This window comes from Mariprofundus erugo (genome assembly GCF_005818865.1).
Lineage (GTDB): Bacteria > Pseudomonadota > Zetaproteobacteria > Mariprofundales > Mariprofundaceae > Mariprofundus > Mariprofundus erugo.
The window spans coordinates 164942-179717 of record NZ_VBRY01000002.1 but is presented as its reverse complement, the minus strand read 5'-3'; the positions used below and the strand labels follow the sequence as shown (position 1 = coordinate 179717).

9 protein-coding genes, 1 tRNA gene and 1 pseudogene are annotated in these 14776 nt (G+C 52.4%); 4 read left to right on the top strand and 7 right to left on the bottom strand.

Translation table 11 applies throughout. The features are described 5' to 3' along the window. Positions 1-62: 62 nt before the first annotated feature. Positions 63-2966 (bottom strand): PAS domain S-box protein, encoded by a 2904-nt coding sequence (locus tag FEF65_RS02800; protein ID WP_138238269.1) that lies wholly within the window; start codon positions 2964-2966, stop codon positions 63-65. 91 nt (positions 2967-3057) lie between these two features. Beyond that, on the bottom strand, positions 3058-5142 hold the full coding sequence (rnr, locus tag FEF65_RS02795) for a ribonuclease R (protein WP_238701130.1): 2085 nt from the start codon (positions 5140-5142) through the stop codon (positions 3058-3060). Positions 5143-5212: 70 nt separating this feature from the next. On the opposite strand from rnr, the gene FEF65_RS02790 reads away from it, so the two are divergent. The 4 genes from FEF65_RS02790 to FEF65_RS02775 all read left to right on the top strand — a co-directional run bounded on the left by FEF65_RS02790 (position 5213) and on the right by FEF65_RS02775 (position 7897). Continuing rightward, positions 5213-5299 (top strand) — tRNA-Leu (locus FEF65_RS02790). 191 nt (positions 5300-5490) lie between these two features. After that, positions 5491-6711, top strand: coding sequence for a tyrosine-type recombinase/integrase (locus FEF65_RS02785; protein ID WP_138238267.1), 1221 nt, complete (start codon positions 5491-5493; stop codon positions 6709-6711). Between the two features lie 113 nt (positions 6712-6824). Next, positions 6825-7493 carry a DUF433 domain-containing protein gene (locus FEF65_RS02780; protein WP_138238266.1) on the top strand — a complete coding sequence of 223 codons (669 nt, stop codon included), beginning with the start codon at positions 6825-6827 and terminating at the stop codon, positions 7491-7493. Continuing rightward, complete coding sequence (locus FEF65_RS02775; RefSeq protein ID WP_138238265.1) at positions 7490-7897, top strand: DUF5615 family PIN-like protein; 408 nt, start codon at positions 7490-7492, stop codon at positions 7895-7897. The genes FEF65_RS02780 and FEF65_RS02775 overlap by 4 nt, the downstream gene beginning before the upstream one ends. Before the next feature lie 2 nt (positions 7898-7899). On the opposite strand, the gene FEF65_RS02770 is transcribed toward FEF65_RS02775, so the two are convergent. The 5 genes and pseudogenes from FEF65_RS02770 to FEF65_RS13785 all read right to left on the bottom strand — a co-directional run. Beyond that, positions 7900-8949: a hypothetical protein gene (locus tag FEF65_RS02770; RefSeq protein WP_138238264.1), complete on the bottom strand. Its 1050-nt coding sequence runs from the start codon at positions 8947-8949 to the stop codon at positions 7900-7902. A gap of 25 nt (positions 8950-8974) precedes the next feature. Next, positions 8975-9655 carry a DUF6602 domain-containing protein gene (locus FEF65_RS02765; RefSeq protein WP_138238263.1) on the bottom strand — a complete coding sequence of 227 codons (681 nt, stop codon included), beginning with the start codon at positions 9653-9655 and terminating at the stop codon, positions 8975-8977. Further along, positions 9655-12084, bottom strand: a complete 2430-nt coding sequence (locus FEF65_RS02760; RefSeq protein ID WP_138238262.1) for an N-6 DNA methylase — start codon at positions 12082-12084, stop codon at positions 9655-9657. The genes FEF65_RS02765 and FEF65_RS02760 overlap by 1 nt, the downstream gene beginning before the upstream one ends. Before the next feature lie 12 nt (positions 12085-12096). Beyond that, a complete protein-coding gene (locus FEF65_RS02755) occupies positions 12097-14289 on the bottom strand; it encodes a DEAD/DEAH box helicase family protein (RefSeq protein ID WP_420813943.1) in 2193 nt (730 codons plus the stop codon). Beyond that, positions 14269-14505, bottom strand: a pseudogene (locus FEF65_RS13785) (type I restriction endonuclease); the annotation flags it as partial. The gene FEF65_RS02755 and the pseudogene FEF65_RS13785, both read right to left, overlap by 21 nt. Positions 14506-14776 lie beyond the last annotated feature (271 nt).

Genomic DNA, 14776 nt, shown 5'->3' with positions numbered 1-14776 from the left:
AAGGATGCGCAGTTAACGAGGTCTGGGCTCAGCGTATCATCAGGGCTGAAGGTTCCAGATATTTATGCGGCGCCATCGAGCAGTTGCCGGATGGTTTGGCTCAGGGTGCCAAACTCGAAGGGTTTGTTCAGCACGATGCTGTTGTCGATGCCGGTCTGCAATTTCAGGGTGTAGTCCTTGTTGTAGCCGGTGACAAAAATAATCGGCAACGAGCTGCGGTGACGGCGTACCTGTTCAGCCAGGTCAATGCCGCCCATCTCGGGCATGACAATGTCGGTAATCAGCAGATCAATGGTATGCTCGCGAAGCAGCTCCAGAGCCTCCCTGCCGTTACAGGCAGCCATCACTGTGTAGCCAATATCCCTGAGCACCTCGGCACTGACAGAGCGCAGCGTCTCCTCATCATCGACCAGCAGCACTGTTTCCGATTGTCCCTGCGAGATATGGTGGGACTCTTTGGGCAGATCGGTTGCCTGCAGCTGTTTCTCCAGCGGCAGGAAAACATGAAAGGCCGTGCCCCGGCCCAGTTCACTCTCCACCTCGATGACGCCACCATGCGTTTTAATCGAGCCATAGGCCATGGCGAGCCCGAGGCCGGTGCCTTTGCCAACCTCCTTGCTGGTGAAGAAGGGCTCGAAAATTTTCGAGAATTTGTCAGCGCTGATGCCGCAGCCGTTATCTCGCACGCTCATACGCACCAGTGGTCTGTTGCGCAGTTCAGGGTGGCTGTCAAAAAACGGCTCATCGGCCACAAAAGGAGTCAGCGAGCAGCTGATCTTCGGGTTGATGGTCTCTTCGACCGCATCGCGGGCATTGATAAGCAGGTTAATCAACACCTGTTGCAGCTGGTTGGCATCGCCATTCACGATCATCAGCTCAGGGCAGAGATCACAGGTGTATTCGATATTTTCCGGGATCGCTGTTCTGGCCATTTTATACCCTTCCTTGATTAACAGGTTGAGGGTAAACGGAGCCATGCTGATATGGTCTTTGCGTGCATAAGTCAGCAGCTGTCGGACCATGGCCGCAGCTCGCTGGATAATGGTATCAATATTACTCAGGCGCTCGCCCAGCTTTGGGTCATCGCCTGCCAGTCGGGCGGCCAGAAAGGTGTTGCCCTGAAGTGCGGCCAGCATATTGTTAAAATCATGGGCAATGCCGCCGGCGAGTGTGCCGATGGCCTGCAGCTTCTGGGCCTCGAAAAACTGCTCCTGCAGCCTTTTATGCTCGGATATATCCTGCTGGGTGGCGACAAAGTGTGTGATGCTGCCTTCCTCATTATGTACAGGCGCAATCGTCATCAGGGCGGGATAGAAGCTGCCATCCTTTTTCCGGTCAATCAGCGTGCCGGACCATACCTCTCCGCGTGTGATGGTTTGCCACAGCTTTTGATAATAGGCCGGATCCTGTGCATCGCTTTTGAGAATGGATGGGTCACGTCCGATGACCTCCTCAGGCTTATAGCCGGTGATAGCGGTGAATGCGGGATTCACATATTCAATGGTACCCTCCCGGCTGGTAATCATGACCGATTCACCCGCCTGCTCGACGGCTGAGGAGAGGTTGCGCAACATCTTTTCCTGCCAGGCGGCACTGAGCTGATCGGCGATGCGCAGGCCAATCTGCTCAAACAGGCGCTGCTCATCCTTGCTCCACTGGCGCTGATGACTGCACTGATGCAGGCCCAGTACCCATGGCTGGCCATGCCGCGGGCGTATGGCCATCGCCATTTGCGAGCGAACGTCGAAGCTGTCCCCCTGCTTCTGCCAGTCCGGTATGGGGGCATAGGTCAGCGGATGTTTTGAGTCCAGCAGCTCATTAAAAATACGGGTGGATATGTCACTGGCCGGAAATCTTTTCTTTAAACTCAGGGCGCCGGGATATTCGGGGGTGGTTGATTCTACCGGGACCTCCCATGTGTCGCTGTCCGGATCACAGGGAAACAGCAGCCAGGCGCGATCAGCAGAAAATATTTCGCGAACGATGCTGATAGCTCGATCAATGACCTTGTCGGCCGGATCGGGGGAGTTGATTGCATCCGATACGCTTTGCAGCCCCTCCAGCATATCGATATAGGCGATACGCTCGTTCTCCGCCTGCTTGCGCTCGCTTATATCGCGCTCCACCGAATAGAGCAGCTCCTTGTCACCAAAGCGGACCTGTTGAATGGCGATATCGACAAAGAATGTGGAGCCATCCCGGCGTTGGTGCTCGGCCTCGAAATGGACCAGGCCACCGGCTTTGATCCGGCCGGTTCTTTGCCGGTGTTCTTCAGGCGTGGCCCGGGGATCGATGAGGCTGACCGGCTGTCCGACCAGTTCAGTCCGCGTATAGCCATGCTGTTTGAAGGCATTCTCATTGCCATCGACAATCAGTGGAATATCGCCTGACGAGGGATCAAGGACGAACACATAGTCGGCTGTCTGCTCAAACAGGACTTTGTAACGGGCCTCGCTCTGCAGCAGTGCCGCCTCAGCTTCCTTGCGTTCACTGATATCCTCGGCGATGCCCGAAATGCAGCAAATGGCGCCGCTATGATCCCTGACCGGAAAGGCACGGGCCAGAATCCAGCGTATCGAGCCATCCGGGCGCCTGATCCGGTATTCAGGAAAGGCCGGGTTATCAAAGTTGCCGGTGCTTTTTATAGCGATGTCGGCCGCAACCCTGTGGCAGTCATCCGGGACAATGCTTTCCATCCATGCGTGGGGATTCTCGTAGAGGCTCTGGCAGCTTTTGCCCCAGATTTTTTCATAGGCCGGACTGATGTAGTACAACTGGTTCCAGTCCGGAGAAACGATCCAGAAGGCATCCCCGATACATTCCGCCAGCTGGCGGAAATGGCGTTCGCTATGCTGAATCCCCCCGTCCGCCTCCGGTGTGGCAGGTAGCTGGCTGCGAAGACGGGCAAGCTCATCTTTCAGACGCTGATTCTCATCCATCAGTTCCCTGATATGTTGTTGGCTCATAGGCTCACGACCTGCGTTTCAATAGCGTGGTTTGCAATATAGTCTGCAGGTGTGCGCCATGGCAAATGACGCCATGACGCACGCGCTGCATTCAGGCCAGGCGCACATTGATCGAGCCGCGTACCGGATCGGTCGATTCAATGACGACATCAAGCTGATCGCCGAGATGATAGGAGGCGCCGCCGCGCCGGGCTGTCAGGCGATGGCCGCTTTCATCCAGTACAAAAGCGCCGGGCAGATCATCGATGGCCAGCGATCCTTCCGCCATGGTTGGTTCAATCTCGAAGAAGATGCGCCGTTTGCTTAAGCCGGCGATGCGAGCCTGCATCACCTTGCCAATATCCTTGTGGTGGAAGAGGGCGGCAAGCATCGCCTGCGTATCCCACTCGGCCCGCTGCTGTTTGCGCTCCTGTATGGATGTCTGCTCTCCGATGGCAACAAGTGTTTTTTCATGCTGAACCTTGTTGGCATCGCGGCCATGAATCAGCTCTTTCAGGCGGCGGTGAACAATCAGGTCGGCATAACGCCGGATCGGGCTGGTGAAGTGGGTATAGGATTGATAGGCGAGACCGAAGTGCCCCTCGTTGACCGGTGTGTATTTGGCCTGCTGCATCGACCGTAACACCAGGCGATGCAGAACGTGGGCAAAAGGTTTGCCCTCTGACTTCTCCAGGACCTGTTGCACATCTTCCGGCCTGACAAATGCCTCTTCATCCCGGGCTTTTGGCAGTTTGACGAACATGCCGAATGGGGCAAGAAACTCGTTGAGTGTTTCGATGGCCTGACGCTCGGGCGGAGCATGCACCCGGTAGAGAAGGGCGCATTCGTGTGCTTCCATATATTCGGCAACGGCGGTATTGGCAGCCAGCATCATCTCCTCGATCAGGCGATGGGCCATGTTGCGGGGGCTTTCGCAGATATCGATCACCGTATCGTTTTCCAGCTTTGCCCGCACTTCCGGCATATCAAGATCCAGTGCACCGCGCTGTTTGCGTTTGCTCTCCAGTTTGCGGAACAGTTTGCCCGTCTGATCAAGCATGTTGCGCACCTCTTCACTGCCGATGGCCGAGCTGTCGCGCTCCTCCAGCCATCTGGCCGCCTGGGTGTAGGTCAGACGAGCCTGTGAATGGATGACCGACTCATAGACATGGATGGAGTGGCGTTTGCCGTTGGCATCAAAACGCATGCGTACGGTCATGGCCAGTCGTGGCACATCGGGATTCAGTGAGCACAGTCCGTTGGAGAGCTTTTCCGGCAACATCGGAATGACCCGGTCGGGAAAGTAGAATGAGTTGGAGCGCCTGAGGGCTTCGGCATCGAGTGCGGAGCCCGGTTTTACATAGTGGGATACATCGGCAATGGCAACCCAGGCTTCAAAACCCTCTCCGCGCGGAATGACGCAGACGGCATCATCGAAGTCGCGTGCATCTTCGCCATCAATGGTGACAAAGGGGAGGTGGCGCAGATCCTTGCGGCCGGCGATATCCTTTTCGCTGACCTGATCGGACAGGGCATTGGCTTCCGCCATTTCGGCCGCTGGAAAGGTGGCATCCAGCTGCTGTTCGGCGACGATCAGATCAATCAGCTGTGACGGGGTCAGATCCTCTCCGAGCACCGCGATAATGCGGCCCCGTACATGGCCTCCGTCGCGGCTGATTTCCAGCCTTACCCAGTCACCATCACGCGCTTCACCGGCATCGCCGCGCTTGATCAGAATGCTTTGCGGCATGTTGCGTGCGCGCGGCTGCACAATGCCGAGCCCCCGCTGTATCAGAAACTGACCTGTGATGATCGATGGTGCATGTTCGACGATGCGAACCACCTCGGCAGACTGACGGCCACGGGAGCGGACCGGCCTGATTTCGACGGTGTCACCGTGCATCAGTCCGGACATCTCCTCATGGGGCAGGAAAAATCCCTTCTCTACACCGGCAACATCGACAAAACCGAATCCATCCGGGTGGGCGGAGACTTTGCCGGTGAATGTCTTCTGCTCCTTGCCAGCCACCTTTTCCCAGGGGGACTTGGCTGCTCCGGGGCGGGGCGGACGGCGGTCACGGCGATCTTCCCGCCCGTTTTCCCCCCGGGTGTCCTGACGCTTGGAGTGGTCGTGGCGGCTTGCCGGTTTCCCCGGCCATTTCGTTTTATTGCGATTCTTTTTTTTAGTTGTTGACACGGCTATTCTCCACCTTATAGTTGCGCGCCTCCCGCAAGGCATATCGAGAGGTGTGACGGCGAGAGACTACGCCGAGGTGGCGGAATTGGTAGACGCGCTGGCTTCAGGTGCCAGTTTCCTCACGGAAGTGCTGGTTCGACTCCAGTCCTCGGTACCATGACGGAATCCAACAGGATTCAAGAAGAGCCCGTAAACGTAATGTTTGCGGGCTTTTTTCTTGCCTTCATTTCCATTCATGTTCTATAATGTTTAACGAGATGCCAACAAAAAGCGGGTATTTTCGTTGGTATCTCAATTCGACTCCAGTTTTCTGAAGTACTATGTACCAACAAAGTCGGAGGTGTCGTTATGGCGTTATCTGATGCGAAATTGAAGGCAGCCACAGTTCCGGAAGGCAAAAAGCAGATCAAATTGTCCGATGGCGGTGGCCTCTATCTTCAAGTCACCCCCACCGCAAAGTATTGGCGCATGAACTATCGCTTCGGAGGGAAGCAGAAAACTCTGGCGATAGGCGTCTATCCGCGAGTCTCGCTGAAGCAGGCGCGAGATAAGCGGGAGGCAGCCAAGAAGCTGCTCGATGAAAATATCGATCCCAGCCAGCACAAGCAGTCAGAAAGGCGCAAGCTCACGCGAGAGAAGAAGTCTGTTTCCTTTGAATCAGTTGCCAGAGAATGGATGGATCGCCAGTCGAAGAAGTGGGTTGAGACAACGATCAAAAACACCCAGGCCAAACTCGATAAGCATCTGTTCCCATGGATTGGTTCACTGCCTATTGATGAGATTGAAGCGCCGGACATTCTCGCCGTAGTACAGAAAGCTGAGAGCCGAGGCACCGTGGAGACTGCTCACAGGCTCAAGATGGTTTGTAGCAGGGTATTTAGATATGCCATCGCGACCGGGCGCATCAGGCATGACCCCACGGCTGGCCTGCAAGGCGCTTTAACGCCTATCGTGAATGAGCACAGGGCAACAATTACAGACCCGAAAAAGGTTGGTGAACTACTCCGGGCAATCGATGGCTTTGAGGGCACCTTCGTTGTGCAGTGCGCCATGAAGATCACACCCTATGTGTTTGTACGCCCGGGCGAACTACGTCGCGCGGAATGGTCAGAGATCGATCTCGATGCGGCCGAATGGCGCATCCCTGCCGAGAAGATGAAAATGCGCGTCATGCACATTGTCCCTCTGGCTACGCAGGTTGTCGAAATCCTGAGAGACCTGAAAAATCAGACCGGAAACGGCAAATACGTCTTTCCATCGATCCGGAACATGCATCGCCCGATGAGCGAGAATACGGTCAATGCCACCCTCCGCAGACTGGGCTTCGATAAATCAGAGATTTGTGCCCACGGATTCCGAGCCATGGCTTCAACCATCCTGCATGAACAAGGCTGGAACAGTGATGTTATTGAGCGGCAATTGGCCCACAAAGAGGGGAATGCAATTAAAGGGGCCTACAATCATGCCCGCCATCTTCCTGAGCGCCGGACAATGATGCAGCAGTGGGCGGATTATCTGGATGCCTTACGCGAAGGGGCTCAGGTGATTCCAATCAAGCGGGATGGATAAGCGGATGGGGAAAGCACCCTCCTTGGTTATCCACTTCGAATACTGCTATATTCCGGGATGTGAAGCGTGTGCCGTGAAATAGCTCTGGTGCCGCAAGCGGGGTTCACAGATTCATGCAATTAACCGGGATTGGACTCTACACATTTCAGGAAGCGACAAGGCTGACCGGCATCAAGTCCGGTGAGTTGCGTCGTTGGCTTTGCGGCTACAAAGCCGGCGGCAAAGATATGCCTCCGCTTTGGCAGGCTGAATTAGCAGAAGCTGATCTTGATGGTCTGAGCTTCCATGATCTGTTGGAAGTGCAATTCGTGAAGGCTTTTCGCAAGTACGATGTAAGCCTGCAAACCATTCGCATCGCCGCTCGCCATGCCCGCGAGATGTTCAACAGCCCTTATCCGTTCACCTGTCATCGTTTTCAGACCGACGGAAAAACCATCTTCTGGGAGGCTGCCCGGGAAAGCGGCGAGCAGGACATGCTGGATTTGCGCAACAAGCAGTTCGTTTTCGAAAAGGTGATCCAGCCTTCTCTCTATAAAGGCATCGAGTTCGATGCCGGGGATCGCGCCGCGCGCTGGTTCCCTGAGAAGAACAGAAAGGTAGTGCTTGATCCAGCCATTGCCTTCGGAAAGCCGATCGTCGCCGACACAGGCATTCGCACAGACATCCTCTTTGAAGCCTGGCTTGCAGAGGGCAAAGACAAGCAGCGAGTTGCCCGTCAATTCGAAGTGCCGATTCAGGCGGTGAATGCTGCCATCCACTTCGAAGAACGCCTGGCTGCTTGAAATTCTTTGTAGACAATAATCTTCCTCCAGCCCTTGCACGGGCTTTGCACGAACTGACCCTGCACGAAGGCGACCACCATGAAGTGGCCCACCTCAGAGACAAATTTCTCCAGAACACTAGCGATTTGGAATGGATTGAGTCTTTGGCTAAAGAAGGCGATTGGGCTGTTATTACCCATGATAAACTAAACAAGGGACTAGAGCGTGAAGCTTTACGATGCGCCGGACTGATTGTTTTTTTTCTGGATAAAAGTTGGAGCAATCACAACTACTGGGATAAGGCCCAGCGCCTGGTGCAATGGTGGCCTGCGATCATCGACCAAGCAGAACGCATATCTGGCGGTGCTGCCTTCACAGTTAAGTGGAATTACCGAAATGGAAAATTCGAACAGACAAAAATTTAATCTTATAGTTCTGGAAGGTCGATGCGTTTACTACTAGTCGTAAACGTAATGATTTCTATCCCAAGTTCTTTGCATACTTTTTCCCGATTTGCGGCAGCAGGGGCATAAGGTATGACCAAGTGCCGAATCACTTTTTTTCCTCGGAATTTGCGGGTAAGAGCAGCTGCATGGAAATATAACTGGCCGATGCCGGTATAAATCGACTGGCTGTCAGAACCGGTCTTCACCTCATAAAGCAATACTTCCTTTTCGGTTTCAACGGCCAGGTCGATAGCCTGGGACTTATATACTGTTCCTCTTGGCTCTAGGGCTTCTCGAAGGGCTTTGACGACGGAGCCATGCCTGCAGTTCATGGTGACCTGCGAGGAACGTCGTATGACTGTCTTACCGGTAAATTCATCGAAATAATCCGACAATGCAGCATCCAAGGGTGATTTGGCTGGAGAACTGCCAGATTTTTTCTTTTTCGCAGTCTCAGCTACATGGTTTGGGTCCATCACCAAATAGGCCGCGCGCCTAATCTCAGTCGCAAACTCGCTGATTTGTTTACCCAGCGATGCATTATCAATGGGGCTGATCAGTAAAACGTTTACTTGGTTTGGCTTTTCCTCAGAAGCAATAGTCACAGGTGTTACGTCCGCTTCTTGTAGAAGAAGCTCGCGTGGAACTCTCGACTTCCCACGGGTCACGATTCCCCGGTGTCCGAGAATGACCTTTCCTGATGCGACGTCTTGAACGAACACCCCTCCCTGCTTTCTGTTAAATGAGTCGATGGGAAAATTGAATTGCAGGTCGATCAGGAGCAGTTGAGATGTTTCGGGGTCGCCTCGACCAAACAAGTTATAAGCGGATTGCTCATCTTCAGAGAACCCCGTGTACCACCAGTTGGTTTCGCCTCCACGCTTTCCAGTAAAACGGACTTCACCTTCAAAGTGTCCCGAAGGCCACCCAATCACGCGTTTCTGTCTGTATGGAAATTGTTTTTTGAGGTTGGCCTGCATTGCTTCTTGAGCAGAAACGATTTGCTCAGTATCTGTTACCTCAATGTACATATCTCCCCCTAACATTGATGGTCATTTATGGAGCTGGCGCTCCTGACGTGCTGACCAAACTTTGGATAAGCCTGAAAACATTCTTGATGACTGGATATTCAACGATACGAACGAACCGACCATCATCTTTCTTGCGAAAATAGAGCGGCTTGTCTTCTTCTATCGATACAAAGAAGTCCAGTTCCGGATAGATAATTGGCAAGCCAGGCTCGCCACGGTCTGGATCATGCAAATCAACGTAGGTGCTGGTCGCTGCGTCAAAGCTAAAGCCGAACCTTTTGAGAATCGTTTTCTCTTGTAGGTCCGTGCGATAACAAAACATTCCGAATAGCGGGAAACTTGTGGCTGCCATTGTTTTGATTTGGGCAACCTTGTCGTTGCAATCCCTAATATCGGTGCCAGTTGCATTGCTTTTCACTTCGATAGCACACAGACAGTTATCTGGATGAATAGCAATTTGATGCCCCATTGGATAGTGCATTGCATGAGGGCGACTAAGCAAAAGGTCTTGCTGTGGGGATTGAATTATCCCATCCGTCAAAACACCTCGCGCAAATTTTGGTCGAGGATCAAAACGCGAAGAAATAATGTCTTGAAGAAAGTCTTCACGAATCTCTCCTCTGGTTAATAGATGCTCAATAATCTCTGAGACATCATATTGGGCGCGAAGAAGGTCCTCAGAGTATTGGTCGAATTCTGTGAACATTATTCTTCGCCCCAGACGCGTGCCAAGGAGGTCTGAATCTTACTCTCAAAGCGCTCAATCAACTCGCGGTTAGCCGCGACCAAAGCCTGCTCCGCCTCAATATCTGCAACGATGGCTTGCTGAGTGGCAATAGGAGGAATGGGGATACGCGATTCCTTCAGCTTTCCGAAATGCCTTTTGTACCCATCTTGCTCAATGGGGTGGCTTTGCAGGTAGAAAAAAATGAATTTCGGAACAAGTTGCTCCCCAGCTTGAATAATCTTGATGCCATCTGCGCCTTGGGCGAAGGGTTCGTTTACGTACTTAACAGCACAGGTATGGTCGCCGAAAACCACTAGTCCGTTGCTTCCATCAATCAAGGTGCTTTCGTCATCGGTCCTTCCAGCAATGGCATTTTGGGACTGATCTATAACCGGATAGCGCCCGACTTCACTGAAATCCCCCGCCTGAATCTTTGCAGGTGGAGTGATCGTTGAGATGACTTCGCCAAACTTTTCGATCGGCCAGTCGGGGTGGATGGGTATGTGGGGGCGGTAGTTGTCGAGCACGGCGCGGGCACCGTCGACGACTTTCTGGTAGCCCTCAATCTCCGCCACGATCTCCTTCTGCACATCCAGCGGTGGCAGAGGGATTTGAATACTTTTAAGTGTTCGAAGAACAATGCGTCGAATTGCAACACCTGTTTTATTGTCGGTCGCATCTGAAATAAACTTGTCAGACGAGAGAACACAGTAAATAAACTCTGGTAGTACCTGGCTCGTATTTGGAGTAATGATGGCCAGAGAAGATAAGACTACAAAATCTCTGTCAAAATCAACTATGGCAGTTTTTCCAACAGTTCCATCTTTTGAAAACAGAACATCTCCACGCTTTGGCTTACAACCATTACTTACCAATTGCTTATAACTTGATTCATTAATTTTCTTACACCCCTCCAGATCAATGTGACCTTGATCAAGGTCTTTGACTGTTACATAGGGGTATCCTGAATTGACTGTTTCAGGTGAAAAGTGTGATCCATCCGTAACCTGTAAACAGACGCTTCCCAATTCCACAAAAGGCCATAGTTGATTCGTACTTTGCCTTACCGAGCCGTAACGACCCCCACTCAGGTTGTAGTCACCATTTTCGGCGATCATTTCTTTTGACGTAATCAGGCCGGTGGAGAATTGAAGGTCGGCGGTGGGCTGATTGTTGCGCAATGTTTGTAGATATTCGGCCAGTTCAACTTTCACCCGTGGAAGATCATTCTTTTCGATCTCGCGACGTTGCGCACCGAGGCCAAACCCATCGTTCTCTACTTTGAAAAAAGCAATGGTGTTGCTCTGTTTGGCGATGGATTTATCGAGAATGAGGATGGAGGTCTTCACGCCGGAATATGGGTTAAAGCAACCCGCCGGGAGTGAGATCACGGCGACGAGCGATGTTTCAACAAGCAGTTTGCGCAGTTGTTTGTAGGCGGTCTGGCTCTGAAAGATGATGCCTTCGGGCACGATGATCGCAGCTCGTCCTTTCGGGGTGAGGTGTTCGGCCATGTAGTCCACGAAGAGAACTTCCGAGCGCTTGGCCTGAATCGAGAAGCGCTTATGCGGTTTGATGCCACCCTTCGGCGACATGAAAGGTGGATTGGCGAGGATCACATCGGCGGTCTCGTTCCAGCGGTCTTCGCTGGTCAGCGTGTCATACTCATAAATATGCGGATCGGTGAAGCCGTGCAGGTAGAGGTTAACCAAAGAGAGTCGCACCATATCCGGTGAGATATCAAAGCCCTTGATATTGGCAATCAGCTTACGCTTTGCATCCGGGGTCAGTTTGTCGCCGGGCTTCTTGTCGGTGTTCTGCTTTAAGATGTGCTTCCACGCCGAAATCAGGAACCCCGCCGTACCACAGGCTGGATCAAGGATCGACTCACCCTTCTGCGGATCAATGACCTCCACCATAAAATCGATAATATGGCGCGGGGTGCGGAACTGTCCGGCATCTCCCTGGCTGCCCAATACGGAAAGCAGATATTCAAAGGCATCGCCCAGACGCTCGGAGTGATCATAGGTAAAGCCGTTAATCTCTTTAAGGAAAGTGCGCAGCGTTTCAGGATCACGATACGGCAGATAGGCATTCTTGAAGATATCGCGGAACAGTTCGGGAATCCCTGCGTTCTCATTCATCTTCTGGATGGCCTCGGAGTAGAGCGCCAGCATCTCATGGCCGCCGACACCGGGACGCATCAGCTGCTCCCAACCATATTTGGCAAACTCACCGGCAAAGAAGGTGCGGTCGCCGAACTCGGCTGCCTCACGATCCATATCGTCCATAAACTTGTAGATCAGGGCGATGGTGATCTGCTCCACCTGTGATTTCGGATCGGGCACTTTGCCGACAAGAATATCGCGGCAGCTGTCTATCCTGCGTTTGGTTTCGCTATCTAACATTGAACATCCTTTTTACATGAACCGATCAAGCGGCAAGTAATCCCTTACATATTGCGGAACGCGATTGCGCCACTGCTCTGGCACGGCGCGGTAGTCTGTAACAGTGAAGCCCGGATGCACATGCAATTCGGCAAAGCGCCCCTCTTTGATAATCTCCCGCAGCTCGCCATCGGTGGCGTATGCCTTGAAGAAATATTTGATGGCCGAGATATGCTGGGCATCTTCCGGCTGTAGATCGAGCATGAACTTATGGAACTCCTCTTCCAGCAGCTCATCCTTGCTCTTGAACTCATCAATCAGCCCGAACACCTTCTCCAGAATTTCACGCAGGGAAACGCGGCGATCCACACCGGCAGCCTTGCTTAGCTTCTCCTCATCGAAGAACTCTTTCGGCTTGTGGAAATACTTACGTACCAACTCGGCTGCTGCCTGCTCCCAATTCTCATCATCGACATGCTGGCGTAGCTCGCTGTCGGCCTGCACCTGATCCTCAAACCGCTTAAAGAACATGCGATCAATGCGCATGCCTTCGACACCAATCTGGGTTTCGCGCACTTCTTGGATAGCATCGGGATCAAGGCTGTCGTAAAGCTCCGGTGGCGGCGGGGGTTCTCCTCCACCTCCTCCGCTACGCGGCTTGGGAAGCTCCAGAATCTCGTCGTAATCGAACTTCTCTTCGAAGTATTCACAGTTGGCAAAGAAATCGAACAACTTGAAATGCAGCTTCTGCGGTTCAACCACAGCATCTTTGAGCTGGTCATCAAACAGCTGCTCAAGGAAGTTGTGCTTGCGGGTACCGCGCCCCTTGATCTGTACGAAATCCTGCGGCGAGAAGACCGGACGCATCAGGGCGAGATTGAGGATGTCCGGGCAGTCGTAGCCGGTGGTCATCATGCCGACAGTGACACAAATACGAGCCTTGCTGGTTTTATAGCTATCAATGAAGTTGGCCGAGCCAAGCAGATTGTTGTTGGCGAAATTAATGGTGTATTGCTGCGCCCCTTTGATCTGTGAAGTGACTTGCACTGCAAAATCGGATTTATAACGACCGGGAAACATCTGGTCGGCTATCTCATTAAGCATCTGAGTGAGTCTCGCTGCATGATGCTGACTAACGGCAAACACTAAGCCCTTGCCTATATCCCCGCTTACCGGGTCACGCATGGCATTGGCGAGAAAGGTTTCACAGAAGACCCGATTGGTCGGTTCGGAGAAAAATTTCTTTTCAAAGTCGCGCTGGTAGAAGGTCTCTTTCGACTCCTCTTCGTCTTCCGAAATCGGAAGCGTGACGGAATAGCCCTCATCAGAGAGAAGTTGTGTGGTAATGTCGGTTCTCGCATCGACCACAATCGGATTAATCAGGAATCCATCCTTTACACCATCCAGCAGTGAATAGCGGAATGTCGGTTCACCCGATTCGCAACCGAAGGTGCGGTAGGTGTCCATCAACATGCGCCGTTCAAATTCACGTGGGTCGTCGCTCTTCCCGGCATCGAACTTTTTCAGGTAATCCTTGGGGGTAGCAGTCAGACCAAGTTTGAAGCCAGTGAAATATTCGAATACGGCACGCGCATTGCCACCAATAGAGCGGTGCGATTCGTCGGAGATAACCAGATCGAAATCATTCGGATTAAACAGGCGCTCAAATTTGTTGTTCACCATCAGCGACTGCACCGTGGTAACCACAATCTCGGCCTTGCGCCAATCACCGCGCTGCTCTTTGTAAATCAATGAGGTAAAATCGTTCTTCAGCAGAAAGTTAAAGGCTTTATTGGCCTGATCTTCCAGTTCAAGACGATCCACCAGAAATAGAACTCGACGGGCATTACCAGTGCGCAAAAATAGCTTGATGACTGCGGCAGATGTCAGTGTCTTGCCGGTACCCGTTGCCATCTCAAACAGAAATCTCGTTTTGCCTTCAGCCACGGCACTCTGAATCGATTGAAGCGCCTGCTTCTGATAAGCGCGCAGAAAGCGAAGACGGTTCTTTTCAATGAAGGCTGAACGTTCGCTCTCGTTCACCCAGCCAGCTTGCGAGGCATAATCTGGAAGCTGGGTAAGTGCGATGTAATCGTCATCCACCGGCTCATTGATCAATGCAGAAGTGTCGGTGCTGTTGGAACGGTAGCCATCGATAGAATCAGGACTGGGGAAATGAGTAATAACGTAAGGGTTGCCGCTATTCAGATCCCAGAAGTAATGCATATTGCCGTTGGACAGAATAATGAATTGGCAGTTCTGAGACTCGGCATATTCCCGTGCCTGCTCTTTGCCGACAAGGGGATGCTTATCTTCGGCCTTCGCTTCAAGCACGATGAGCGGAAAGCCACGCTCATCCAGCAAAAGAAAATCGACGTAACCACCACTCGATCGTTCAAAGTTGTCGCCAAATTCATCGAGTTCAGTCCGAGTGATTTTCACATGTGGCTCAAGGGCTATGTTGGCTGAACCGATTTCATCGTCAAAGAAGCGCCAACCGGCGTCCTCAAGTAGCCGGTTAATCCTGATTCTGGCCTGTGCTTCTTTAGCGCTCACAAACGCGCTCAAATGAAATCTTCATGCCTCCGCCCCCATCCTTCGATAGCTAAATATAGAACATATTTAGCTGTTTGCCAGTCTACATTCCTTCTCGGCTTGAAAGTATTATATGTGCCAATAAAGTCTCAAGAGTCCTTACAGCAATGATGGAGTG